A 24,546-nucleotide genomic window follows, 5' to 3' on the forward strand; every position below is an offset into this window, starting at 1 on the left:
CCGCCGGCTCCGTACCGGCGGTACGGTCCTGTCATAAGCTTCGTCTATTCGTCTTCTTTTCCGCCCGGTGTCAAGAGTCCGAGCTCCTCGAGGTCGAGCGGGGTGATCGGGTCCTCGTCCTCGGCCAATTCCTCCTCGCCGAGCGGCAGCGGCACCTGGAAATTGGAGGGGATTCGGCCGGAGAGCAGGCCGGCGCCCTTCAGTTCGTCGAGCCCCGGCAGGTCGCGCAGTTCCTCGAGGCCGAAGTGATCGAGGAAATCCCTTGTGGTGCCGAAGGTTACCGGACGGCCGGGCGAACGACGGCGGCCGCGGAAACGCACCCAGCCGGCCTCCATCAGGACATCCAGCGTGCCCTTGGAGGTCTGCACCCCGCGGATATCCTCGATCTCGGCGCGGGTGACCGGCTGGTGGTAGGCGATGATCGACAGCACTTCGAGCGCGGCGCGCGACAATTTGCGCACCTCGGTCTCGTCGGTGCGAATGACGAAGGACAGGTCCGGCGCGGTGCGGAAGGCCCAGGCGTCATCGACCTGCACCAGGTTGACGCCGCGTCCGGCATAAAGGCCTTTCAGCTCGCGCATGACATGCAGCACGTCCACGCCGTGCGGCAGGCGCTCGGCGATATAGGCCTGCGACACGGGGCCGGCCGAGGCGAAGACCAGCGCCTCGGCGATCCGCGCCGCCTCGTGCAGCCGGCGCGGGTCGACGATCGTGCCGCCGTCCGCCTCGCGCGGTGCATCGTCCTCGTTCTCAGCCAAGCCCGGCGCTCCCCTCCTCGTCGCCTTCGTCGGCCTTCGGGCCGCGGCGAAGGTAGATCGGCTGGAAGACGCCGTCCTGCCGAAGCTCCAGACGCCCTTCCCGGACGAGTTCCAGCGTCGCCGCAAAGGCGCTGGCGATCGCCGTCGTGCGTTCCGTCGGGTCGCTGAGGTAGCGCAGCATGAAATGGTCGAGGGCCGTCCAATCGTCGCCGACGTCGCCGATGAGCAGTTGCAGGATCTCGCGCGCGTCGGCGAGCGACCAGACATTGCGCTTCTCGATCGTCACCTGCGTGATCGCGTGGCGCTGGCGCAGCGAGGCGTATGCGCTCAGGAGATCGTAGAGCGAAGCCTCGAAGGCGGAGCGCCGCTCGGTCGGGATATGCTCCGGCATGCCGCGGGCGAAGACGTCGCGGCCAAGCCGGTTGCGGTTGACGAGCTTGGTCGCCGCATCGCGCATCGCCTCCAGGCGCTTCAGGCGGAAGGCAAGGCTCGCCGCCATCTCCTCGCCCGAAGGGCCGTCGTCCTTGGCCTGCTTGGGAATCAGCAGGCGGGACTTGAGATAGGCGAGCCATGCCGCCATGACGAGATAGTCGGCGGCAAGCTCGATGCGGATCTTCCGCGCCCGGTCGATGAAGGCGAGGTACTGCTCGGCGAGCGCCAGCACGGAGATGCGGGTGAGGTCCACCTTCTGGGTGCGCGCGAGGTGGAGCAGAAGGTCGAGCGGCCCTTCGAAGCCGGCAAGGTCGACGACGAGGCTTTCCTCGTGCAGCCCCCGCTCCCCGGCGCCGTCCTGCCACAGGTCTTCCATCGGCGCATCCGCGCCGCGACCCTTCTTCTGTGGCTTGGGCTCCGTTACCTGCACATCGCTCCTCCAGGTCTCTTTGCCTTGCACGCCTTGCCGCGATTGCTCCTGTGCAGCGGCGGTCAGGCCACCGCGATCATGGCGTCGAATTCCTCGCGCAGCGCCTGTTCGTCCGCCCCGTCCGGCGCCGGAAAAGCCGCGCGCACCGCGTTCGCCCGCCGCAGGCTCTCGCCGGCAAGCGCGGGAACGTTCTCGGTCACCGCAACCATTTCCTCCATGATGCCATGGCAATGCAACACCATGTCGAGCCCGGCCGCCATGATTCCCCTGGTTCTTGCGGCAATATCGCCCCTGAGGGCATTCATGGACACGTCGTCGGACATCAGGAGGCCGTCGAAACCGATATGGCCGCGGATGATCTCGCGCACCACTTTTGCCGATGTCGTCGCCGGATTGTCGGCATCGATGGCCGTGAAGACGATATGGGCGGACATCGCCATCAGTTCGTCCCTCATGCGCCGGAAAGGCTCGAAATCGCAGGCTTCCAGCTCCTGCCGGCTCGCATGAACGACCGGCAGGTCGTGGTGCGAGTCGACCATGGTGCGGCCGTGGCCCGGCATGTGCTTCATGACCGGCAGCAGCCCGCCGGCCTTGAGGCCTTCGGCGGCCGCCTTGCCCATCACGGAGACGATCTCCGGCTCCTGCCCGTAGGCGCGATTGCCGATGACGTCGTGCACGCCCGGCACGGCGACGTCGAGCACCGGAAGGCAATCGACGTTGACGCCGAGGCGCAGCAGGTCGAAGGCGTGCAGCCGCGACATCAGCCAGGCGGCGCGCAGCCCCTTCTCCTCGTCGGCGCGGTAGATGGCGCCGAGCGCGGCGGCGTTCGGATATTGCCGGACATGCGGCGGCTTTATGCGCTGGACGCGGCCGCCCTCCTGGTCGATGAGCACCGGAACGTCGGCGCTGCCGCCGACGCAGCCGCGCAACTCGGCCGTCAGGTCCGCGACCTGGGCGGGCTCTGCGATATTGCGGCCGAAGAGGATGAAGCCCCAGGGCCGCTCGTTGCGGAAGAAGGCCTTTTCGTCTTCGGTGAGGCTCAGGCCCTTGCAGCCCGAAATGAAGGATTTCGATTCGCTCATGTCCGCAATCTTAGAGGTTCGGAGGGGAAAGGCGAAGGGAGCGGCTGCCAGCAATTCCGTGGCGCGCGGCCTTCGGGAATCGAAGAGGCGCGGACCCGCGTCCGCGCCTCCTCAAAGCGTGATGCTCGTCTCAGCGGGTGACGAGGCAGCTGCCGCCCGCGCTCTTGTAGCGGTTGCACAGCGCGTTCGCCTCTTCACGCGAGCCGGCCGGGATGCGGACGCGGAAGTAGGTGCCCTTGTTCGGGATTTCCGCCTTCTTGATGTCGACGCCGCGGCCGCCGATGACGCTGGCGAACTTTGCGGAGAGCGAGTTGTAGCTCTTCTGTGCCTCCGCCTCGGAAGGCAGGGAGGCGATCTGGATGACGTAGCTGCCGGGCGTGACGGCGGCGACCTGCGTCTGTTCGGCCGTCTGCTGCCCGCCTTGGCCGGCCTGGCCGGCGTCGGCCGTTTCGCCGCCCCTGACATTGCCGTTTTCCGTGACGGTACCGACCACGGTCACCGGCTGGTCGATCGGGCGGGTTTCCGGGACCGGCATATTGTTGCCACCGGCCGCTGCCGTGTCCGCGGCGCCGATCGTCGTCGTCTTCACGGTGCGCACCGGCGCGGTGTCGTCGACTTCGGCGTCGGCCACTTCGGCAAGCGCCGAACGCGGCTGGCCTTCCGCCGCAGCCTGCTCGGTGCGCAGCGACGCCTCGCCGTCGATCGTCGCATTGGCGGTCGCGGCGACCTCGCCGGATGCGCGGCCCGTCGTCGCCGTCGCCTTGGCGTCGAGGCCGGCGGTTTCCGTCGCGGGCCCGCTCACCGTCTCCTCGCGGGCGACGAGCGTGCCGTCCGGCTTGACGATCATCGTCTTGACCTTGCGCGGCGAGACGAGCGGCCTGTTGCCGGTCTCGGCAACCGCCGTTTCCGGCTCGTCGACGCCCGGCAGCAGGCGGTTCTCGTCATCCGCGGCATCCGCTGTACCGGCGCCGTCCTCCGGACCGTCGAACGGCAGGGTTTCCGGCGTCAGCGTGCGCTGCACGACGTCGACCGGCTCCTCCGTCGAGGTGACGAGCTGTTCCTGCTGCGGCGTGCTGGCGGTGTCGCCGGCGACGCGGTCGTAGACGGCCTTGTCCTGGTTCGGCACGGTCTTGCCGCCCCGCTCCTCGGGCACGATCTTGACCGGCTCCTTGTCGGCGAGAATGACGCGGGGCTCGCCCGAGGCCGCCGAGCCGCCGGTGAAGGTGGACCAGGCGTAGACGCCACCGCCCCCGACCAGCAGGAGGCCGGCGATCGAGGCGGCGATCAGCATGCCCCGGCGCGGGCGCGCCGGCTCTTCATCGTAGCCGTCGCCGGAATAGAGCACGCTCGCCTGGCCGGGATCGACCGGGATGGCCATGCGCTCCGGCTGGTTCAGCGAACGGCGGAAATCCTCTTCCAGCGCGCGCTCGAAATCGTCCACATCGTTGATCTGCGCCACCGGCTGGGCCGCGGACGCGGCGGCGACCGCACCGACGGCCACGCCCGCCTGCAGATCCTCGGTGCGCTGCTTGGCGGCCGGCTCGTTGAAGAGCTGCGCCATTTCCGCATCGATGTCGAAATCGTAATCGGGCTGGTAGACCGGTGGCTTTTCCTTCTCGACGGCAGGAAGCTGCGGCACGTCGAGTTCGGTGACCGGCGAGACGCCCTCGTCGGTTTCGGCGATCATCGCCGGATCGAAGGGCAGAGCGCCGTCATTGGCCTCGGCGGCAACCGCCTGCGGCTTGGTATAGGTGGAGACCGGAACGGCAACCGCCGGCTCGCGCCGGACGGGCGTCTCGACCTCGGCCGGCCTTGCGGCCTCCGCCTTCACCTCTTCCACCGGCTCCTCGTCCAGCGAGAAATCGGAAAGATCGAGATCGATGTCGGACAGGTCGAATTCCATGTTCTCGAAATCGAGGTCCGGCTCGGAGGCGGCCGGCGACGGCCTTGCGGCCTCCTCATGGCGAGCCTCGACTACCGGCTCCTGCACCGCCTCGGCGGCCTCTTCCTTCACGGGCTCCACGGAAGGCGACGCGGCCTTCTCCATGACGGGCTCGCGATGGACGGTAGGCGTCGCGCGGCCGAAGATGGCCGAAATATTGGCGGGCGTGCTGCGCGACACGGCGGCGGCCGCGGCATAAAGCGGCGAGCGGCTTTCCGGCACGGGGAAACGCTCCACTTCGGCGAGCAGCGCGTCGTGATCGTAGTCCCGGCCCTTCTCGACGGACTCGACCTGGTAGGCGGGCTCCGCCTCGAGCACGGGCTTGACGGCCTCGGCCTGCCACAGCATCTCGGCTTGCACCGCGGCGAGGGCGCGGTCCTCGCGCGTCTCGAACGGCATTTCCGCCACGAAATGCGGCTCGTCGCCGGCATAGAGGGGCTCCGCCCGGAACGGTTCGGCATGCTCGACGCCGCCATCGGCAGGCATCCAGCCGTCGAAGTTCGGCTCGATATTGGCCTCGACCGTCTCTACGGCTACCGGCAGCGGCTCGACGAAGGAGGCGTCGGCGACCTCCTCGCCCGGATGGACATCCACCGGATCGGCAACGAGGCCGTCGCCGATCGAAAGCTCCAGCTCGCGCTCCAGATCGAGACCGATGTCATCGACGGAACCCTCATCCGCCGTGAGCGGCTGGAGGCCGAGGAAAGCCGGTTGCGGCTCCGCGTCATGGGAGGTTTCGGCGACAGGCGGCTCGGCGGCGGGCTCGTGGCGCACCGGCTCCTCGAAGCGCGGCTCCAGCCGGTCGGCGAATGCATGGCCGGCATGGACCGGCTGCTCGACCTCGACCGAAGGCACCTCGGCAATGGCGGTTTCCAGCTCGTCGGCAAGAAGCAGGGCCGGATCGGCATCCAGCTCTGGCTCAGGTTCGCCAGCCTGCCGGTCCGTGAACGGCTCCTCGGCAAAGGACGGCTCGACAGCCTCGAAGGATGGCTCGCGGTGGTGCGGCTCGCCGGCCACGGTATCGCGCGTCGGCACCTCGTCGATAATCGCCGCCCGGTCTTCCAAGACCGGTGCGGGCTCCTCGAAAACGGGCTCGACGTGGCGGGGTGCCGGCTCTTCGGCATCGACCGGATCGACGGCGACGGGGCTCGGAGCGTCGTACTGCTCGAAAGCGCGAAGAAGCTCGTCCTCAAGGGCAAGGACAGGATTCTCATGCCGCGGCGTCGCCTGCACGGCATCGGGGTAAGACTTGCCGACTTCCTGGACCGGACGCGGATCGAAGTTGACGAGACGGGCAAGCTCGCTCAACGGATCATCGTCTGCCAAGAGGCCCGTGTCAGCGGTTCCGCTTCGCGCGAAGTTCTTGTCTGCCATACTGCTTCCCACTCACAAGCTACAAAGACGCGTTTGCCAGCTTATTGTGGGCAAATGGTGACGTTACCGCATTTCGTCCGGCGCAGCCGTGCCTGTAATGGCCAGGCCCGACTTAAGAACAGATGCGACAGCGTGCACCAGCCCAAGTCTGGCGATACTCAATTCTCTATTTTTATCGTTAACAAACCGTAATTCCGACTGTTCCTTACCTTTATTCCAGTGACCGTGGAATGCGCTGGCAAGATCATAGAGATAAAATGCGATGCGATGAGGCTCGTGCGCCAGTGCAGCACCTTCGACGACACGGGGATATTCTGCCAGCTTTGCCAGAAGCTGCAACTCGCTCGGATCCGCGATGTTGCCGGCAACCGCGCCGGCAAGGTCGAGCGCGGCGACATCGAGGTCCGGGAAGGCCTCGGCCGCCTGCCGGAACACCGACATGCAGCGGGCATGGGCATACTGCACGTAAAAGACCGGATTGTCCTTGGACTGCTCCGTCACCTTGGCGAAGTCGAAGTCGAGCGGCTCGCTGTTCTTGCGATAGAGCATCATGAAGCGCACCGGATCCCGGCCGACCTCGTCGACGACATCGCGCAGCGTGACGAAGTCGCCGGAGCGCTTCGACATCTTCACGGGCTCGCCGTTGCGGTAGAGCTTCACCAGCTGGCAAAGGAGAACCGTCAGCTTCGCCTTGCCTCCGGAGATGGCGCGCGCGACAGCCTCCAGCCGCTTGACGTAACCGCCGTGGTCGGCGCCAAGCACATAGATCATCTCGTCGAAGCCGCGGTCGAACTTGTCCTTGAAGTAGGCGACGTCGGCCGCGAAATAGGTATAGGAGCCGTCCGACTTGATCAGCGGGCGGTCGATGTCGTCGCCGACCTCCGTCGAGCGGAAGAGCGTCTGCTCCCGGTCTTCCCAGTCTTCCGGCAGCTGGCCCTTCGGCGGCGGCAGCACGCCCTTGTAGACGTGGCCCTTGAAGGTGAGGTCGTTGATCGCGGTGCGGATCGGCGCGCCGTTGCCGGCATGCAGCGAGCGTTCCGAGAAGAACACGTCGTGCTTGACGTTGAGCGCGGCAAGGTCCTCGCGGATCATCGCCATCATCGCTCCGATCGTCCTTTCCTTGACGACCGGCATCCACTGGTGCTCCGGCATGGCGCGCAGCGTGGTGCCGAATTCCTCCGCCAGCGCCTCGCCGACGGGGACCAAGTAGTCGCCCGGATAGAGGCCCGACGGGATTTCGCCGATCGCCTCGCCGAGCGCCTCGCGGTAGCGCAGGAAGGCCGAGCGCGCCAGCACGTCGATCTGCGAGCCGGCATCGTTGATGTAGTATTCCTTGATCACCTCGTAGCCCGCGAAGGCGAGCAGGTTGGCGAGGGCATCGCCCACCACGGCGCCGCGGCAATGGCCGACATGCATCGGGCCGGTCGGATTGGCGGAGACATATTCCACATTGACCTTGCGGCCGGCGCCGAGCGAGCCGCGCCCGTAATCCGTGCCGGCCTCCAAGATGGCGGCGAGCAGCTTCTGCCAGTAGGCGACGGAGAGGCGCACGTTGATGAAGCCGGGGCCTGCGACGCCGACATCGGCGACCTCCGGATCGTTCCTCAGCTCGGCGACGATGAGGTCGGCGAGCGCCCGCGGGTTGAGGCCGAGCGGCTTGGCAAGAACCATCGCCGCGTTGGTCGCGACGTCGCCATGGCTCGCATCGCGCGGCGGCTCGACGCTGACGCGGGCGAAATCGAGTTCGGCGCGCTTTTCACGGACTATCTCAAGTCCTTCGAGTACGTTTTTGATTCTTTTGTCGAAGTCTGTAAAAAGGTTCATCTCATCCATCCGCGCGCAGCAGCCCGTCACGGGCCCATTCCTGCGAAGAAGTTCGGGTCGGCGGCTGACTATCGCAATTCCGGGGTATGGTCAAACAGCCGGCGGTGCGTGTTGATCGCATAGTTGTCGGTCATTCCCGCCAGGTAGTCGCCGACATGGCGGGCGCGCGCCGATTCCGGCATGCTCGCGATGCGGTCCACCCAATAGTGCCCCTGCATGAGCTGCGGGTCGTCCATATAGGCGTGGTAGAGGTCCGTCAGGATGGAGGCGGCGTTCGCCCTCACCCGCATGACCTCCGGATGCCGGTAGATGCGCGAGAACAGCAGCTTCTTGATCTGCCTGTCCGTGACGGACATTTCTTCGGAGAAGGTCGCAAGGCAGCGGCGCGCCTTGCGCACGTCGTCGGCGCTTTCCGGGCGCTCCTCGCGGATCGCCTGCTGCGCGTAGCCGATCACGTCCTCCACCATGGCGGTGATCTGCCGGCGCATGATCTCATGCGTGAAGCGCGATTCCTCCAGCCCCGGATAGCGGTCGTGGACCTGCTTCATCAGTTTTGCGAGGAACGGCACCTCTTCCAGCATCTCGAAGGTGAGATAGCCCGAGCGCAGGCCGTCGTCGATGTCATGGGTGTTGTAGGCGATGTCGTCGGCGATCGCCGCCACCTGCGCCTCCAGGCTCGCAAAGCTGCCGAGCTCCAGGTCGTGCACCGTGCAATATTCGAGGATCGGCCGCGGGACGTCGTCTCCGTGCGTGCACTCGCCGGTCGGGCCGATCAGCGGGCCGTTGTGCTTGACGAGGCCTTCCAGGCTCTCCCATGTCAGGTTCAGCCCGTCGAACTCGGCATAGCGGCGCTCCAGCTTGGTGACGATGCGCAGCGACTGGGCATTGTGGTCGAAGCCGCCGAACGGCTCCAGCATCTCGTGCAGCGCGTCCTCGCCGGTGTGACCGAAGGGCGTGTGGCCGAAATCGTGGACCAGCGCGACACCCTCGGCGAGGTCCTCGTCGAGCTTCAGGGCGCGGGCGAGCGCGCGGGCGATCTGCGCCACCTCGATCGTGTGGGTGAGCCGCGTGCGGTAATGGTCGCCATCGGCGGCGATGAAGACCTGCGTCTTGTGCTTGAGGCGGCGGAAGGCGGTCGTATGCACGATACGGTCGCGGTCGCGCTGGAAGTCCGAACGCGTCGGGCTCTCCGGCTCCGGGAAGAGCCGGCCGCGGGTCGCCCAGGGGTCGGAAGCGTAGATGGCGCGCTGTCCCGCGCCGAAACCCAGCGCATGTCTGTCAAAGCTCATTCGTCACCTGCATTCACGCCGCCCATTGACGCGGCCTCAATGCCTTCATACCTATAGTGTGCATAGCGGCAAGTCCGGCCGCAAGCTGTGCTTGAAAGACAAGTCTTTTCAGATATTTGTTTCAGGCGGCTCGCAGGAGGCCGGGTTTTCGGCGGCAGGTTCGCCGGCCGCGCATTGCAAGCGATTCTCTCCGGATCTTGACCCCGGCAGGAGGCAGACATGACCGACAAGTCCGTAACCATCTCCGACGCCGCCGCAAGGCGCATTGCGTCCATCCTCGGCTCCTCGCCCGAAAAGCAGGCCTTGCGCGTCTCCGTGGAAGGCGGCGGCTGTTCGGGTTTCTCCTACAAGTTCGACCTCGTCGAGGACCAGCAGGACGACGACCTCGTGCTCGAGAAGGACAATGCCAGGGTGCTGATCGACCAGCTTTCCCTCATCTACATGGACGGCTCGGAGATCGACTTCGTCGACAACCTGCTCGGCCAATCCTTCCAGATCAAGAACCCCAACGCCGTCGCAAGCTGCGGCTGCGGCACCAGCTTCTCGATCTGATCTTCACCCAACCGGAACGGAACCCGCATGCCGATCAAGATTGCCACCTGGAACATCAACGGCGTGCGGGCGCGCATCGACAATCTCGTCGCCTGGCTCAAGGACTCCGATCCCGACATCGTCGGCCTGCAGGAAATCAAGACGATCGACGAGGGTTTCCCGCGCAGCGAGATCGAAGCGCTCGGCTATCATGTCGAAACGCATGGCCAGAAGGGCTTCAACGGCGTCGCCCTGCTCTCGAAGATCCGTCCCGACGAAGTGAACCGCGGGCTGCCGGGCGGCGACGGCGACGACCACGCGCGCTTCATCGAGGGCGTGTTCTCCGTCGAGGGCGGGGCGATCCGCGTCTGCTCCCTCTACCTGCCGAACGGCAACCCGCCGGACGATCCGGTGAAATATCCCTACAAGCTCTCCTGGATGGACCGGCTCATCGCCTTTGCCGAGGACCGGCTGGCGCTGGAGGAGCCGCTGGTCCTCGCCGGCGACTACAATGTCATTCCCGAACCGCACGACTGCTGGGACGTGAAGGTCTGGGAAAGGGACGCGCTCTATCTGCCGCCGACCCGCCAGGCTTTCCGCCGCCTCGAGAACCTCGGCCTCACCGATGCCGTGCGCGCCTCGACGGACGCGGTGCCGCTCTATACGTTCTGGGATTACCAGGGGGGGTGCTGGCCAAAGAATTTCGGCATCCGCATCGACCATCTCATGCTGTCGGCCGAAGCCTCCGACCGCCTCGTCTCGACGGCGGTCGAAAAGCACGTGCGCGCCTGGGAAAAGCCATCGGACCACGTGCCGGTGGTGGCGGTGCTCGATTACGCCGCTTAAAGGACCGGGATCCTATTCGCCGGGATTGAACCGGATGTTCTGCGCGAGCGCGATACCCCTGCGGCGGTCTTCCTCGCTGGCGACGGAGAAGGCCTCTTCCTGGTTGGCCTGAAGCCAGGCACAGTCCTTCGGCGGGCAATGATCGAGGGCGGCCGTCATGAAGGCGAGGCCCCGGGCCGTATCGCCTTCCTGGAAGATGATGTTGCCGAACAGCCCCATGGCGCCGGCATGGCCGTTGTTGCGGGCCCGGTTCAGCCATTTCTTGGCCTGGTGCACGCTGACGGAGCCGCCCTCGCCCGTCAGCATCATGCGGCCGAGCTGGAACTGGGCTTCCGGAATGCCGAAGGCGGAGGCCGCCTGGAAATAGAGCTGGCGCGCCTGCGCGAGGTCGATCTTGACGGGGCTGTCCGGAATGCCGCGGCGATAGTAGCTGGCGAGCGCGATCAGCGCGTTGGCGAAGTAGCCGGTGTCCTCGGACCCCGGCTCGACGCCGGCCTGGGCGATTTCGCTGTAGATTTTGAAGGCTTCGAGGTCGTTCTCCGGAACGCCGTCGCCATCCGCATACATGTTGGCGAGCGCCCAGCGCGAGCCGGTATGGCCCTTTTCCGCCGCGTAGCGATAAGCCTCGACGGCGTCGCTCTTGCGTCCTTCCTTGTAGGAGAAGAAACCGAACTTGAAGAGGTCGAAAGGACCGCTTTCCTTGCTGACGCCGGACTGAGGGTCGAATGCGAGGGCCTGGGGCGCCATCCACGAGGACAGCGAAAGGCAAAGGCCCATTACCAGTACTTTCATCGGCATCAACTCGGACTTGGGCATCACTTCTACAATTCCGCGCCGGGTTTTCCTTGCCGGGCCGAACCGGAAACGCACGAGGCTCGTGCGGGCTTCCGGCAGTTCCGGCGACAATGACATCGGCTGGCTCATCGTTTCCTTGGCGCAGGTTCCACGCGTCTACATGTCCTTATCGCTGCGCCCCGTTTGTGGCGGGAAATGGACATTTCGTCGCTTCCCGATGGGTGTAGCAAACTCTGGAAAAAAATGTGTTGCGATTCCGTCACATATTTTCAGACACCGCTGTGACTTCCCTTTTGAAGGGAACAAACGGCAAGGAAACGTTAACCAAGAAAAAGGGCCCGGCGATGACGCCGGGCCCTTTTTTTCGGTCGTTTATGGTCCGCCGATCAGAACTTCACTTTCAGCGAGGTCGAGATTGCCGTGATGAGGTCGTTGTCGAAGTCGTAGGAAGCGCGGCCGAAAGTCTGGCCGTTGCGCACGACCGGGCCGGACGAGCCGCTGGTGAGCACGCCGATGGCGCCGGCAACGCGGAACTCGATGTTCTCGTTCGGCGAATATGCAACGCCACCGCCAACCGTCCAGGTATCGGAGTGGGTTCCAAGGCCCGTGGAGACGCCGCGGTCCCAGGTCAGGCTGAGGGCGCCGCTCCACTGCTCGTTGAACTTATGGCCGACACCGCCGGTGATCGTCCAGCCGTCACGATAGAAAAGGTCAAGCGACGTCGCTTCCGTTGCACCACGCGTGGTGCAGGCCACGGCCCTCGTCGATTCCGGGCAGAACGGCAGGCTCTGCAACTGGCTCCAGTCGGTCCACTTCACGCCGCCGAAGACCAGCCAGCCGGGGGCAACGCCGGTCTGGAACTTGAACTCGAGCGAGTCGGGCATGCTGGTCGAGCCGAAAACGGACGTCGTACGGCCGAGCAGCGGGTTCAACGGGTTCACGGCGGAAGGGACACCCGTCAGGTTCAGGGTGCCCGTAATGTTGTCGAGATCAACGGCGCTGTTGTAAACGAGGCTCGTGCGCAGGGCATATTCCTCGATTTCGTAGGCTACGCCGGCGCGCCAGCCCCAGCCGTCACCCTTCAAGTCCAGGCGGCCGACGCCGGTGCCGAAGGCGGCCGGCAATTCTGCCGCCAAGCGCTCCTGAAATCCTGAAAGTTCCTGGTAGAAGCCGCCGCCGATAACGCGCAACTGGCCGGGACCGACATCGAAGGAATACGAGCAGGTCGCCGCGTAGTTGTCGCTTTTGATCTTGGTCTCGATATTCTCGTTCGCACCGACCCAGTTCCTGCCCTGATTAAGGTGCGCGCCCCACGGCTGCGAATAATCGAACATGCAGTCGACCGCGTCGCCAAAGCCAGCCTTGAAACCGATGCGCGGCACCCAATACCCTTCCGTCGCATCGACGCCGTTGCTCGGCCGGCCGGCATTCGTGCCGTCGGCCGGATTCGTATCGCGGACATTGTTGAGCTTGCGCTGCGGGTTGACATAGGTCGCGCCCGTTTCGATGGCATAGCCCGACGGCTCGAACAAAAGGTCGATGTTGTAGCCGGCGCGCTCCAGGCCGCCGGCTTGAGCAGACGTGGACGTCAGCAGCGCGACCGCCGCCATTGCACCTACGCCGACATTCTTCTTACGCATACAGTCCTCCCCTGCGAGCATCTCGCGCGGCCGACGGCTGCCTCCGTCCCGCGCCTCTCCGACACTGACTATCGAAGAGGAGCGCCGGCTTGGCAAACCCCACTTTTTGCCGGTGATTTCCACGGACCCGTCATTAAATTACGTAAGATTTTTCTGAAGCCCCTCAGCAATTCGATTGATCGGAAAAATATTCCCCAAAACTCCAAGAATACGTCCTTTCCGAGATGATTTTTTTGTTATCCGGCCGTCATGTCACATTTTGGACACAACCGGAATTTTGCGGACCGGCGCGCGAATAGAAAACCGCGCCGGGGGTTCCGGCGCGGTTTTGGGGTCCCTGCCAGGCTCAGGCCGAAGAATCAGCCCGCTTCGCTGACGCGGGCAAGCGCCACCGAGAGGCTTGCAAGCTGCTGTTCCAATTCGGCAAAGCGCTCGCGCTCGGCCTCGACGACCTCCGGCTTGGCATTGGCGACGAACTTCTCGTTCGACAGCTTGCCCTGGATGCGCGCGGCCTCCGCCCTGGCCTTCTCGATCGCCTTTTCGAGGCGGGCCTTCTCGGCCGCAAGATCGATCAGGCTGCCGAGCGGCAGGCAGACCGTCGCCTCGCCGACGACGATCTGCGCGGCCCCCTTGGGAGCGGAACCTTCGAGGCGGACATCCTCGACGCGCGCGAGACGGCGGATGGCCGGATCGTGCGTCGTCAGCCGCTTCTGCGTCAGCGCGTTGGCGCCAACGACGACGAGCGGGGCCGTGGCGCCCGGCGGCACGTTCATCTCGGCGCGCACCGAGCGGATGCCCGAGACGAGCTCGACCAGCCAGTTGATCTCGTCGGCGGCCGCGTCGTCCGCATAGGCGGGCGACGGCCATTCGGCGTGGCAGAGCAGGGTATCGCGCGTCTTGCCTTCGCCGGCCGTGTGCGCCCAAAGCTCTTCCGTCATGAAGGGCATGAACGGGTGCAGGAGCTTGTAGGTCTCCTCCAGGACATAGGCGGCGCAGGCCTGCGATTCCGCCTTCGCCGCCTCGTCCTCGCCGTTGAAGACCGGCTTGAGGAGCTCCAGGTACCAATCGCAGAACTGGTTCCAGATGAAGCGGTAGAGGGTGCCCGCCGCGTCGTTGAAGCGGTAGGTTTCGATCGCCTCGGTGACGTCGCGGGCCGTGCGGGCGAGTTCCGTCAGGATCCAGCGGTTGATCGTCAGCGAGGCCGTTTCCGGCACGAACTTCGGATCGCTCGCGACCCCGTTCATCTCGGCAAAGCGCGTGGCGTTCCAGAGCTTGGTGCCGAAATTGCGGTAGCCGGCGATGCGGGCCGGATCGAGCTTCACGTCGCGTCCCTGCGCGGCCATGATGGCCAGCGTGAAGCGCAGCGCGTCGGCACCGTATTCGTCAATCAGTTCGAGCGGGTCGATGACGTTGCCCTTCGACTTCGACATCTTCTGCCCGTTCTTGTCGCGCACCAGGGCGTGGACATAGACGGTGTGGAACGGCTCGACCGGGTTGCCGGCCTCGTCCTTCATGAAGTGCAGGCCCATCATCATCATGCGGGCGACCCAGAAGAAGATGATGTCGAAGCCGGTGACGAGCACGTCGGTCTGGTAGTATTTTTTCAGCTCCGGCGTCTCTTCCGGCCAGCCGAGCGTGGAGAACGGCCAGAGCGCGGAGGAGAACCAGGTGTCGAGCACGTCCTCGTCGCGCGTCAGGATCTCGCCCGGCGCGAAATTCTCCAGCTTCTCCTCGACCCAGGCCTTCCACGGGCCTTCATGGGAGATGTAGTGCTGGATCGCCGCGTGCAGCGCCTCCTCCTCGGTCTTCTCGACGAAGACCTGGCCGTCCGGACCGTACCAGGCCGGTATCTGATGACCCCACCAGAGCTGGCGCGAGACGCACCAGGGCTGGATGTTCTCCATCCACTCGTAATAGGTCTTTTCCCAGTTCTTCGGCACGAACTTGGTGCGGCCTTCGCGAACCGAGGCGATCGCCGGCTGGGCGAGCGTCTTGGCATCGACATACCATTGCTCGGTCAGGCGCGGCTCGATCGGCACGCCGCCGCGGTCGCCGTGCGGCACGGTGTGCTTGTGCGGCTCGACCTTGTCGAGAAGGCCCGCCTCCTCGAAAATGCCGACGATGACCTTGCGCGCCTCGAAGCGGTCCTTGCCTTCGAGCTGGTCCCAGGCGCCGTGCAGCGCGGCGGGATGGTCGAGGCCTTCGAGGAAATCCTCGTTCTCCTTGAGCGTGACCTTGCCGTCGACCGTCAGCACGTTGACCTGGCGCAGGCCGTGGCGCTTGCCGACCTCGAAGTCGTTGAAGTCGTGGGCGGGCGTCATCTTGACCGCGCCGGTGCCGGCGGTGGGGTCCGGATACTCGTCCGCGACGATGGGAATCCTGCGGCCGACGATCGGCAGGATGACATGCTTGCCGACGATCGACTTGTAGCGCTCGTCCTGCGGGTTCACCGCGACACCGGTGTCGCCGAGCATGGTTTCCGGACGGGTCGTCGCGACGACGAGATAGTCGCGCGTCTCGAATGCCGTCGGCTTGCCGTCCTCGTCGAAGGCGACGGGATGCTCGTAGGTGACGCCCGGCTCCAGCGGGTAGCGCAGGTGCCAGAGGCTGCCGTTCACCTCGACCTGCTCGACCTCGAGGTCGGAAATCGCGGTCAGCAGCTTCGGGTCCCAGTTGACGAGGCGCTTGTCCTTGTAGATCAGGCCTTCCTTGTAGAGCGAGACGAAGACTTCGAGGACGGCGTCGGAAAGCCCCTCGTCCATGGTGAAGCGTTCGCGCGACCAGTCGCAGGAGGCGCCGAGGCGCTTCAGCTGGTTGAAGATCAGGCCGCCCGATTCCGCCTTCCATTCCCAGACCTTCTCGACGAAGGCCTCGCGGCCGAGCTCGCGCCGGCCCGGCTGCTTTTCCGCCGCAAGCTTGCGCTCGACCACCATCTGCGTCGCGATGCCGGCATGGTCCATGCCGGGCTGCCACAGCACGTCCTTGCCGCGCATGCGCTCGAAGCGGACCATGATGTCCTGCAGCGTGTTGTTGAGCGCGTGGCCCATATGCAGCGAGCCCGTCACGTTCGGCGGCGGGATGACGATGGTGAAGGTCTCGGCGCCGGGCTTTGCCCCCTCGCCCGCGCGAAAAGCGTTCGCGTCTTCCCACGTCTTGGCAATTCGCGGCTCGACCGCTGCGGAATCATAGTTCTTTTCAAGCATTTTCGTGCGTGGCCTGCTGTTTGTCGGTGGGTGTTCTAAACCGGATGGCCGGGATGGAGTCAACAATATCAGAAGAAAGCCGCCCCGGAGACCCGGCGCGGCTCAAACCGTTTCGTTCCGATGAAAATGCCGGCGCCGGTCAGCGGCGCGGACCGCGCGCCACCCGCTCGATCTCCTCGCGCACCAGCCGCTCCACCAGCGTCGGCAGGTTGTCGTCGAGCCATTCCTGCAGCATGGGGCGCAGCATGTCCTCGGCGATCTCGTCGAAGGAGCGGCGCGGGCCGGCATCGAGCGCCTCGGCCAGCGCGCCGAAGGACTGCGCCACCCGCTCGCCGACGGCCGGCGATACGAGCGCTGCGATATCGCGGCTCGGCGCCGCCTGTTCGACAGCTTGAACCGGCGCAGCGCGAACCGGCTCGGCGGCGTCCGCCTTCCCGGCGGCTCCGGCGGCCGGCTCGACTTTCTCGACCGGCGCGTCCAGGTGGCTTGCCGTCACCGCCATGCGCGCCGTCACCAACGGGCTTTCCTCGCGGGCGGCCACCTGCACCGGCTCCGCCAGCAGAGGCTCGCGCTCGACCGGTTCCCGGTTCGCGGCGACGTGGCGCTCTGAAGCGGCGCGCACGCGCGCGGCGACATCCGCCAGCGACATGGCGGGCTGGGCGCCCTGCGCCGGTTCGGCGCGCTGGATCGGCTCGGCCGCGGCGGAGCGGTGCTCTTCCGCATGGAACCGCTCGACCACCGAGGGATGATCGAGCAGGTTCGCGTCGCTTTCCGTCGAGATGTCGAAGCCTTCGTCGCCAGCGCCGGCGGCAAGCTCCGGCTGGGCTTCGTTGTTCTCGATGATCTTGCGGATCGACGCCAGGATTTCATCCATGGACGGTTCACGCGCTACATTCGGCTGAGCCATTTCTGTCCCCGTTCTCTGCGGCGTCCCGCGGCCTGCCGCAAGAGGCGTGCCGGACGTCCCGAAAACCCTAGGCGAGTTCGGCGGCGAACTAAATCGCTGCGAATCATGTGTTATCAGTGATGCACAGATTTGTTTGCCCTGCCAAGGGCGAGGCCTGGGGACCATGGGCGGCCGTGGCAGAACCCGACCATGCCCAAAAGGAAAGGCCCGCCGCACGATGCGCAGCGGGCCTCCGGATTTTCATTCCGCCCAAGCGGCGATCAGAAGACGAATTCCTTCGCCTTGCGGAAGCCGGGCAACGGCTTGACGGCGGTGTTGAAGACATTGCGCTCGGCGACGCGGCCGCCTTCCTTGATATAGAGGCGGGCCTGCGAGGCGTTGCCGTAGCCTTCGACGACGACGAGGCGGCCGCCGTCGCGCAACTGCGCGAAGAGCGCATCCGGCACGAATTCGACGGCGCCGTGCACGAAGATCACGTCGTAGGGCGCCTCGGGCGCGTAGCCGGCCTCGAGGTCGCCGGTCACGACGGCGACATTGTCATAGCCGAGGCGCGCGAGCGTTTCCGTCGCGGCGGCCGCGAGCTCCGCATCGCTTTCGAGCGCGACGACCGAGCTGCCGAGCCGCGAGAGGATCGCGGAGGCGTAGCCGGTGCCGCAGCCGACCTCCAGCACGACGTCGCCGGCGGCGACCTCGGCGAGCTGGACCAGCTTGGCGAGCGGCGACGGCTCCATCAGGTAGCGGCCGGGCGCGAGCTGGATGTCGTTGTCGATATAGGCGAGCGGCTTCAGAGCCGCCGGCACGAACTCTTCGCGCGGCACGGTGAGGAAAGCGTCGAGCACCTCGTGCGACGTCACGTCCGTCGTACGGATCTGGTTGTCCACCATCTTCGTGCGCGCTGCATTATAGTCAATCATCTCTGGCCCTTAGAGTAAAAACGGCGTAGACCGGCGCAAGAGCCCGGCCCGGAGCCGGATGCGTCGCAATTCTCATAGTTCGGTTTCGGGCCGGGTGTCCATAGGCGGCAGGCGATTGCGCGCAAAAACCGCGCCCCCGACGATGCAGCGATGGCCCCTGTATTTTTCCGCGAGTTATCATGAATAAATTACTCAACATATTATTGCCTGTTCCGTGCATAATGTCGTATTGAGCACTCAGGCTTCAGGGCGTCCTGCGCGCCCACCGTGCCCGGTTCTTGCGAACGGGCTCCGTTTGAATTGAGACATGCAAGAGGAATACGCCGTGCTGAAACGGTCTCGACTGCTATTCGCGATCATCCTGATGGCGCTCGCCGCCCCGCACGCCGTGTCGGCGCAGACCCAGGAAACACCGTCGGTCCAGACGGACACCCAGCCGGAGGCAGGACAGCCCGCAGGAAGCGATACCGGCGGCGCCTCGACGACGGACACCACCGCGCGGCCGACGACGAGCGAAGGCACGGCCGACACCCCGGCGAACCCGGCGACGGGCGCCGAAACCGGCACGACCCCGGGCGAGGAGGAGGCCACCGACCTCGACGCGGTCGACGATGCCGAGGCCGCGGGCGAACGCCAGGCCGGCCTGCCGCACGACCTTTCGCCGTGGGGCATGTTCATGGCCGCCGACATCGTCGTCAAGGCGGTCATGCTCGGCCTTGCCTTCGCCTCCGTCGTCACCTGGACGGTCCTGCTCGTGAAGATCGCCGAACTCGGCGGTGCCCAGCGCTCCGCCAGCCGCGCCGTGCGCCAGCTCGCCGCTGCGCGCGGCCTGGAGGACGGCGAGCAGGCGCTCGGCCGCAACCGCGGCGTGGTCGCCCGCATGACCCGCGCCGCGCGTGAGGAAATGGAGATGTCCGAAGGCGTTCTCGACCATGTGTCCGACGGCGGCGTCAAGGAACGCATCGCCTCGCGCCTCAGCCGCATGGAGGCGCATGCTGGCCGCCGCATCGCCAAGGGCACGGGCCTGCTCGCCACGATCGGCTCGACCGCCCCGTTCGTCGGCCTCTTCGGCACCGTCTGGGGCATCATGAACTCGTTCATCGGCATCTCGAAGGCGCAGACCACGAACCTCGCCATCGTCGCGCCGGGTATCGCCGAAGCGCTGCTTGCGACCGCCATCGGCCTCGTCGCCGCCATCCCCGCGGTCGTGTTCTACAACTTCCTGGCGCGCGCCATCACCGGCTACCGGCAGAACCTCGCCGATGCGTCGGCGGCGATCGAACGGCTTGCAAGCCGCGACCTCGACGTCCGCCGCGCCCAGCGCCAGCCCGCCCAGCGTGCCGAGCGCGCCGCCGGCTCCGTCGTGAAGATCGGGTGACGCCATGGCCAGCAAGATCAAGGAAGGCGGCGGCGACGACCTGGAGGAGAACAGCGAGATCAACGTGACGCCGTTCATCGACGTCATGCTGGTGCTGCTCATCATCTTCATGGTGGCCGCGCCGCTCGCCACCGTCGACATCAATGTCGACCTGCCCTCCTCCGTCGCCCAGCCGACGCCGCGCGAGGACAAGCCGGTCTTCATGACGCTGAAGAAGGACCTGACGGTCTCGATCGGCAACGGCGAGATCGCACGCGACAATTTCGGCCCCGAGCTCGACGCCGTGACCGAAGGCAACAAGGACACCCGCATCCTGCTGCGCGCCGACAAGGCGGTCGACTACGGCAACGTCATGGACGTCATGAACCTGCTGCGCGGCGCCGGCTACGCCAAGATCGCCCTCGTCGGCCTCGAAGGCGCCCCGGCGCAATAAGCATCCGGCCGGCGCGCTTGCGGGCGTGCCGTCCCTCCGGCGTGCCCCTTCCCGGAACGGCATCTTGCCGACATCGCAATGCCGGTGGTACGGGCTATCGCTGCCCTTGCGAAATCCATGGGCAACCGCCGGCCGCCTCCGACAGGTTGCGGCGGGCCGCAGGAACGTTGCTCCGGGATAGACATGCCAGACCCTGCTTCCCACAAGATCGCGTACCGCACGGAAATCGACGGCCTTCGCGCGGTGGCGGTGGTGCCGGTGATCCTCTTTCACGCCGGCATTCCCTGGGTGAGCGGCGGCTATGTCGGGGTCGACGTCTTCTTCGTCATCAGCGGCTACCTCATCACGAGGATCCTGCTCGACGCCCACCAAAGCTCCACCTATTCGATCATCGACTTCTACAAGCGCCGGTGCGTGCGCATCCTGCCGGCGCTGACCGTCGTGACGGCCGCAAGCTTTGCGGCCGCATGGCTTTGGATGGCGCCGCAGGACCTTCAGAAATTCTCGAAAAGCGTCATCGCGGTCGCCACCTTCTCCTCGAACATCCTGTTCTGGCGGGAAAGCGGCTATTTCGATGTCCAGGCGGAGTTGAAACCCCTCCTCCATACCTGGAGCCTCGCGGTCGAGGAGCAATATTACATCATCTTCCCGGTGGTTCTCGGCCTGATCTGGAGACTGGCGCCGCGGCTGGTGCTGCCGGCCCTGGTCGCGGCCGCCGTCGCCGGCCTCTACCTTTCCGGCAAGATGGTCCGCTACGCGCCGGAAGCGGCCTATTTCCTGCTTCCCTCGCGCGCCTGGGAAATCCTCGCCGGCTCCATCATCGCCGCGCTTCAGGGTCTCGGCCACTCCTCCCGCATCGACTCGATTGGCAACCGCACGGCGGAACTCCTGGCCGCGACGGGGCTCGGCGCCATCGCCGTCTCGGTTTTCCTGTTCACCAGCACCACCCGGTTCCCCGGTTACAATGCACTCGTTCCGGTGCTCGGAACCGCTCTTATCCTGCTGTTCGTGCGGCGCGGCGGCCTCTGCCACCGCCTCCTCTCCTCCAGGCCGCTCCAGCTGATCGGCCTTTCCAGCTACAGCTCCTATCTCTGGCACCAGCCGGTTCTTGCCTTCGCAAGGCTGCGCAGCGCGCACGCCCTCTCGCCGCTCGAGGAGCTGGGGCTTGCGGCCGTTTCCGTCGCCCTCGGCTTCCTGACCTGGAAATTCATCGAGATCCCCGCCAGGAGCCTCCACAAGCTGGATGCCGGACGCGTCCTCTCCCTGGCGCTCGCGTCCTGCCTCCTCACCGCCGCGCTCGGGCTGGCCGCGCTCCAGGCCGGCGGATTTTCCGGCCGGTTTCCCAAAGAGGTCATCGCCTTCCTCGACACGCCCGAATTGGAGACCGGCGCGGCCTGCACATATTTCGACGCCAGCGGCGCGGCCGTTCCCCCGGGATGCGCCTTCGGCGATCCCGGCGGCAAGAAGGCGATCGCGCTCTACGGCGATTCCCACGCCCAGGCGCTTTTGGCCATGCTGGACAGGGAGTTCAAGCGTCTCGCCATTCGCGGGCTGCGCGTGAACGTCACGCAATGCGAGCCCATTCCCGACATCATGGTGCAGGGCCTTCCGGAAGACCGCTTCGAGACCTGCCGCCAGGCCTTCGACCAGACCCTCGATTTCCTGAAGCGCGAAGCGGACGGGATAATCGTCGCCATCCGCTGGAACTACCGGCTCTATCCCGTGCCCGGAGAGATCGACCGCCTGACCTTCGACAATGGCGAAGGCGGGGTCGAGCTGGACAAGGAGCGGATCTATGAAGCGCGCGACGAAAGCGGCGAAAGAAGCATCCTCGCGCCGGCGAAGGAGCGGGCCGTAAAACGCCTGTTCCAGAAGCTGGAGGGTACCGGCCTTCCCGTCTCGATCGTCCATCCGATCCCGGAGACGGGCATCGACATCAAGCGGTACAATTTCATCCGCTATCTCGAAGAAGGCCGGCTGCCGGACGAGGTGACGACATCCTATGAAAGATACCGGAGCCGCAATGCATTCTCGGGCGCCCTGCTCGACGGGATAACCGGCCCGAAGATCTTCCATGTCTATCCGGACCGCGCCCTTTGCGACACGTTCGTGAAGGACCGGTGCGTCGTCCAGCACGGCGGCAAGCGCTACTATTCCGACGACGACCACCTCTCCGAAGAAGGGGCATCGCTGCTTGCCGGGGAGATCCTCCATCCCTTCCTCGGCGATTTTGCCGCACAGGTCCGGCTGTCCGGCGAAGCCGGGCGTTTTGCGCAAGGATCCGCCCGGTGAAAAAAGGATCACATTCAGATTGAAGCCCCTTGCGCCCTTTCTAAATTCGTTCTAAACGCCCGGCACCACTCGCTTTATAGCAAACGGACGGCCTCGTGGCGGAGTGGTTACGCAGAGGACTGCAAATCCTTGCACCCGAGTTCGATTCTCGGCGAGGCCTCCATCCCTTCCTTGAATTCCGGTCTGCCGCGCCCGATGAACGCCTATCGCGGCCGCCCGCGCGCCATGTAATTTAACCGGCTGTTTTCATTACAATATTGTAATGTCGCATTCAGTTTTCATTCATCCTTCCGGCAATAGGGTCCTCTCATCGACAACGAGGAACCCACCGATGAAACTCTTCACCCGCACCCTTCTTGCCGCCGTCGCGCTCTCCTTCGCCGCCGCACCGATGGCACATGCGCAATACCACGGCCACGACCGCAAGCCGGGCTATTCGTCCTCCTGGAACAAGCACGACGCCAAGAAGCGGCATCATTGGCGCAAGGGCGAGCGCTATTCCGACTGGAAGCGCCGGCCGGCCGTGCGCGACTACCACCGCCATGGCCTGCGCAAGCCCGGCCGCGGCCAGCAGTGGGTGAAGGTGGACAACACCTACCTCCTGATGAGCGTCGCCACCGGCTTGATCCTCGGCGTCGCCGCCGCCCGCTAAAAAGGACGCCGCCGCAGGCTCTTGCCTGCGGCGGCGTTTTCGTTCAACGAATGAGAAGCGCCGTTCCGTAAAGCCCCAGGGCAAAGACCGTATGCGCGATCAGGTTGAGCGCCCGCACCGTGTTGGCGTTCGGCAGCTTCGAGGCCGCAACGCCGATGCCGAGGCCGGGCTGCAGCAGGAACCAGCCGGCGCCGACGGTGACGATGCCGAGGATCCAGGCGGGCAGGAAGGCGGGCTCGGCGAACCATGCCGGACCGGCGGCCAGCGCCAGGACGATGCCGTAAAGAATGCCGACGGCATAATGCCCGATCCAGCCGAGCGCCAGCTCGTTGGCATAGGGCTCCGCTTTGGCTATATCGTCATGAAAGACGGTGCCGTTCTTCAGGTGCCAGAACCAGCGCCCGACCGGCGCCCAGTTCGGCCGCGGCTGGCCGAACGCCTTCCACAGCAGGATCGCCCAGAGATCCATGAGCACCGTCGCGCCGATCCCGATCACGACACCCTTGAGCAGCAGTTCCATGCCCTTCCCCTCGCCCGAATTCGATCAAGGGGTTAGAGCAGGTCCGCCGGCCGGGCGCAAGAAAGCTCGCGGCCTCAGCGCGCGTCGCGCCGCGCCTTGCGCGTTGCCCACCAGACGGCCAAACGGCGGCGCTGGCGGCGCACGAAATGGGAATCGTGCGAGAGCACGAGCAGGCCGAGCGGCACCATCCAGAATCCGAGCACAGGCAGGAAGCCGAGGACGCCGCCGCAGATGAGCAGCACGCCGATCGTGGTGCGCAGCCAGCGCGACTCCGGCAGCTTCATGCGGAACGAGCCGATCACGATCTGCCTCGTGCGAGGGTCGATCCCGAAATGCATGTTGGTCTTTCGCGCCGTCATTCACCGCTCATCGTGCTGCAAAGCCCGGTTTTCCAAGGCTGATCCTTCCCCCAGTTGGAGACTTCTCCACAATCAATCAAGTGTGGCGCATTTTTTTGTCAAAAAGCGCTTGGCAAATCGATCAGGCATTTGTATTACGCGCTCACTCCGCGGCGAGCGGATGATCCCTGGTAGCTCAGCGGTAGAGCACTCGACTGTTAATCGATAGGTCGCCGGTTCGAATCCGGCCCGGGGAGCCAGTTTTGAAGATAAGCGCCTGTTATTGTTGAGAAATCCGATAGCAGGCGCTTTCTTCCCCACAATCCCTCCCCGCTTTTGACGTCCGCTACATCAACGTGTGGAGTCGAACTCAATGCGTCGGGTTCACCGCTGCAGCCAGACCGACCACATCCCGCCTCGCAGCTTCTGCCTCATCCTCTTCTTGGATCTCCCGCTCGGCCTGAAGCCAATGGCCGAGCGATCGGCCGTCGAGCGAACCTTCGCGCTGCCATAGCTCGAAGGCGCGCGCCTTGATCCGCCTTTCGCGTTCGTCGTCCATGATCAGCCAAGCCCAAAGAACGACAGTACAGCGATAATGACCACGACCAGGCCGACGAGATAGATGATGTTGTTCATTGTGCGTCTCCTTTTTCGTTCGTGAACAAACGTGCCCGCCTCCGTTCTTGTTCCTGTCGACTGGAACCACCACTAGCTGCAGTCGTTCCTCATGCCCCACAGGAGATCACGCAATGGCAATTGAGAACGCACCCACCGAGAAGGGCAAAGATGGCGCAAGAGGCCTCCACAAGGCTACACGGGCCGAGGAGCGCAAGGTTGAGGCTGAGAAGGGCTCGGACCTCGCGAAGGGCGCCGATCGCTTTGACGAGCGCTCCAGGAGCTCTGACGGCAAGAGTGCCGGCGAAAAGCAGCGGTAAGTAAATCGTCTGACCAGCAACACGCCGTATA

General features: G+C 65.3%; 21 protein-coding genes and 2 tRNA genes. 9 read left to right on the forward strand and 14 right to left on the reverse strand.

From position 1 onward, the window contains the following. Positions 1–44 precede the first annotated feature (44 nt). From scpB to ACIIOY_RS22030, 6 genes are all read right to left on the reverse strand, one after another. Positions 45–758, reverse strand: coding sequence for an SMC-Scp complex subunit ScpB (gene scpB / locus ACIIOY_RS22005; protein ID WP_411036814.1), 714 nt, complete (start codon positions 756–758; stop codon positions 45–47). Continuing rightward, positions 751–1,566 carry a segregation and condensation protein A gene (locus tag ACIIOY_RS22010; protein ID WP_411036815.1) on the reverse strand — a complete coding sequence of 272 codons (816 nt, stop codon included), beginning with the start codon at positions 1,564–1,566 and terminating at the stop codon, positions 751–753. The genes scpB and ACIIOY_RS22010 overlap by 8 nt, the downstream gene beginning before the upstream one ends. 116 nt (positions 1,567–1,682) lie before the next feature. After that, on the reverse strand, positions 1,683–2,702 hold the full coding sequence (gene nagZ / locus ACIIOY_RS22015) for a beta-N-acetylhexosaminidase (RefSeq protein ID WP_411036816.1): 1,020 nt from the start codon (positions 2,700–2,702) through the stop codon (positions 1,683–1,685). 130 nt (positions 2,703–2,832) lie between these two features. After that, positions 2,833–6,018: an SPOR domain-containing protein gene (locus ACIIOY_RS22020; protein WP_411036817.1), complete on the reverse strand. Its 3,186-nt coding sequence runs from the start codon at positions 6,016–6,018 to the stop codon at positions 2,833–2,835. Positions 6,019–6,081: 63 nt separating this feature from the next. Further along, entirely contained in the window at positions 6,082–7,842 is a 1,761-nt protein-coding gene (argS, locus tag ACIIOY_RS22025) for an arginine--tRNA ligase (RefSeq protein WP_411036818.1), read from the reverse strand. A 68-nt stretch (positions 7,843–7,910) separates the two neighbouring features. Further along, positions 7,911–9,131: a deoxyguanosinetriphosphate triphosphohydrolase gene (locus tag ACIIOY_RS22030; protein WP_411036819.1), complete on the reverse strand. Its 1,221-nt coding sequence runs from the start codon at positions 9,129–9,131 to the stop codon at positions 7,911–7,913. 219 nt (positions 9,132–9,350) lie between these two features. On the opposite strand from ACIIOY_RS22030, the gene erpA reads away from it, so the two are divergent. Both erpA and xth read left to right on the forward strand, forming a co-directional pair. After that, complete coding sequence (gene erpA, locus ACIIOY_RS22035) at positions 9,351–9,683, forward strand: iron-sulfur cluster insertion protein ErpA (RefSeq protein WP_411036820.1); 333 nt, start codon at positions 9,351–9,353, stop codon at positions 9,681–9,683. 33 nt (positions 9,684–9,716) lie between these two features. After that, the gene (gene xth, locus ACIIOY_RS22040) at positions 9,717–10,508 is read left to right on the forward strand and encodes an exodeoxyribonuclease III (protein ID WP_411036852.1); all 792 of its coding nucleotides are present in this window, start codon (positions 9,717–9,719) and stop codon (positions 10,506–10,508) included. A 12-nt stretch (positions 10,509–10,520) separates the two neighbouring features. Here xth and exoR read toward each other — a convergent pair whose 3' ends face one another. From exoR to ACIIOY_RS22065, 5 genes are all read right to left on the reverse strand, one after another. Continuing rightward, positions 10,521–11,324, reverse strand: coding sequence for an exopolysaccharide production regulator ExoR (gene exoR, locus ACIIOY_RS22045; RefSeq protein WP_411036821.1), 804 nt, complete (start codon positions 11,322–11,324; stop codon positions 10,521–10,523). A 365-nt stretch (positions 11,325–11,689) separates the two neighbouring features. After that, on the reverse strand, positions 11,690–12,943 hold the full coding sequence (locus ACIIOY_RS22050) for an OmpP1/FadL family transporter (protein WP_411036822.1): 1,254 nt from the start codon (positions 12,941–12,943) through the stop codon (positions 11,690–11,692). A 359-nt stretch (positions 12,944–13,302) separates the two neighbouring features. Continuing rightward, on the reverse strand, positions 13,303–16,146 hold the full coding sequence (locus ACIIOY_RS22055; protein WP_411036823.1) for a valine--tRNA ligase: 2,844 nt from the start codon (positions 16,144–16,146) through the stop codon (positions 13,303–13,305). Between the two features lie 139 nt (positions 16,147–16,285). Beyond that, a complete protein-coding gene (locus ACIIOY_RS22060; RefSeq protein ID WP_411036824.1) occupies positions 16,286–17,053 on the reverse strand; it encodes a PopZ family protein in 768 nt (255 codons plus the stop codon). A gap of 260 nt (positions 17,054–17,313) precedes the next feature. Further along, the gene (locus ACIIOY_RS22065; RefSeq protein WP_411036853.1) at positions 17,314–17,964 is read right to left on the reverse strand and encodes a protein-L-isoaspartate O-methyltransferase family protein; all 651 of its coding nucleotides are present in this window, start codon (positions 17,962–17,964) and stop codon (positions 17,314–17,316) included. A 310-nt stretch (positions 17,965–18,274) separates the two neighbouring features. On the opposite strand from ACIIOY_RS22065, the gene exbB reads away from it, so the two are divergent. The 5 genes from exbB to ACIIOY_RS22090 all read left to right on the forward strand — a co-directional run bounded on the left by exbB (position 18,275) and on the right by ACIIOY_RS22090 (position 22,722). Beyond that, complete coding sequence (gene exbB / locus ACIIOY_RS22070; RefSeq protein ID WP_411036825.1) at positions 18,275–19,345, forward strand: tonB-system energizer ExbB; 1,071 nt, start codon at positions 18,275–18,277, stop codon at positions 19,343–19,345. Between the two features lie 4 nt (positions 19,346–19,349). Then, positions 19,350–19,778: a TonB system transport protein ExbD gene (gene exbD, locus ACIIOY_RS22075; protein WP_411036826.1), complete on the forward strand. Its 429-nt coding sequence runs from the start codon at positions 19,350–19,352 to the stop codon at positions 19,776–19,778. A 183-nt stretch (positions 19,779–19,961) separates the two neighbouring features. Continuing rightward, positions 19,962–22,070 (forward strand): acyltransferase family protein, encoded by a 2,109-nt coding sequence (locus ACIIOY_RS22080; protein WP_411036827.1) that lies wholly within the window; start codon positions 19,962–19,964, stop codon positions 22,068–22,070. An 89-nt stretch (positions 22,071–22,159) separates the two neighbouring features. Then, positions 22,160–22,233: transfer RNA gene (locus tag ACIIOY_RS22085), tRNA-Cys, on the forward strand. 168 nt (positions 22,234–22,401) lie between these two features. Beyond that, positions 22,402–22,722 carry an RcnB family protein gene (locus ACIIOY_RS22090; RefSeq protein WP_411036828.1) on the forward strand — a complete coding sequence of 107 codons (321 nt, stop codon included), beginning with the start codon at positions 22,402–22,404 and terminating at the stop codon, positions 22,720–22,722. 43 nt (positions 22,723–22,765) lie between these two features. On the opposite strand, the gene ACIIOY_RS22095 is transcribed toward ACIIOY_RS22090, so the two are convergent. Further along, entirely contained in the window at positions 22,766–23,242 is a 477-nt protein-coding gene (locus tag ACIIOY_RS22095) for a DUF2938 domain-containing protein (RefSeq protein WP_411036829.1), read from the reverse strand. 74 nt (positions 23,243–23,316) lie between these two features. Further along, positions 23,317–23,601 carry a hypothetical protein gene (locus ACIIOY_RS22100; RefSeq protein WP_411036830.1) on the reverse strand — a complete coding sequence of 95 codons (285 nt, stop codon included), beginning with the start codon at positions 23,599–23,601 and terminating at the stop codon, positions 23,317–23,319. Between the two features lie 164 nt (positions 23,602–23,765). Here ACIIOY_RS22100 and ACIIOY_RS22105 point away from each other — a divergent pair. Next, positions 23,766–23,840 (forward strand) — tRNA-Asn (locus ACIIOY_RS22105). Positions 23,841–23,950: 110 nt separating this feature from the next. Here the strand turns inward: ACIIOY_RS22105 and ACIIOY_RS22110 are convergent. Beyond that, positions 23,951–24,139 (reverse strand): DUF2934 domain-containing protein, encoded by a 189-nt coding sequence (locus tag ACIIOY_RS22110; RefSeq protein WP_411036831.1) that lies wholly within the window; start codon positions 24,137–24,139, stop codon positions 23,951–23,953. A 190-nt stretch (positions 24,140–24,329) separates the two neighbouring features. Between ACIIOY_RS22110 and ACIIOY_RS22115 the strand changes: the two genes are divergently transcribed. Continuing rightward, the gene (locus tag ACIIOY_RS22115) at positions 24,330–24,515 is read left to right on the forward strand and encodes a hypothetical protein (protein WP_244765911.1); all 186 of its coding nucleotides are present in this window, start codon (positions 24,330–24,332) and stop codon (positions 24,513–24,515) included. Positions 24,516–24,546 lie beyond the last annotated feature (31 nt).

Source organism: Shinella agrisoli, assembly GCF_046557955.1.
In the GTDB taxonomy this organism is placed as follows: domain Bacteria; phylum Pseudomonadota; class Alphaproteobacteria; order Rhizobiales; family Rhizobiaceae; genus Shinella.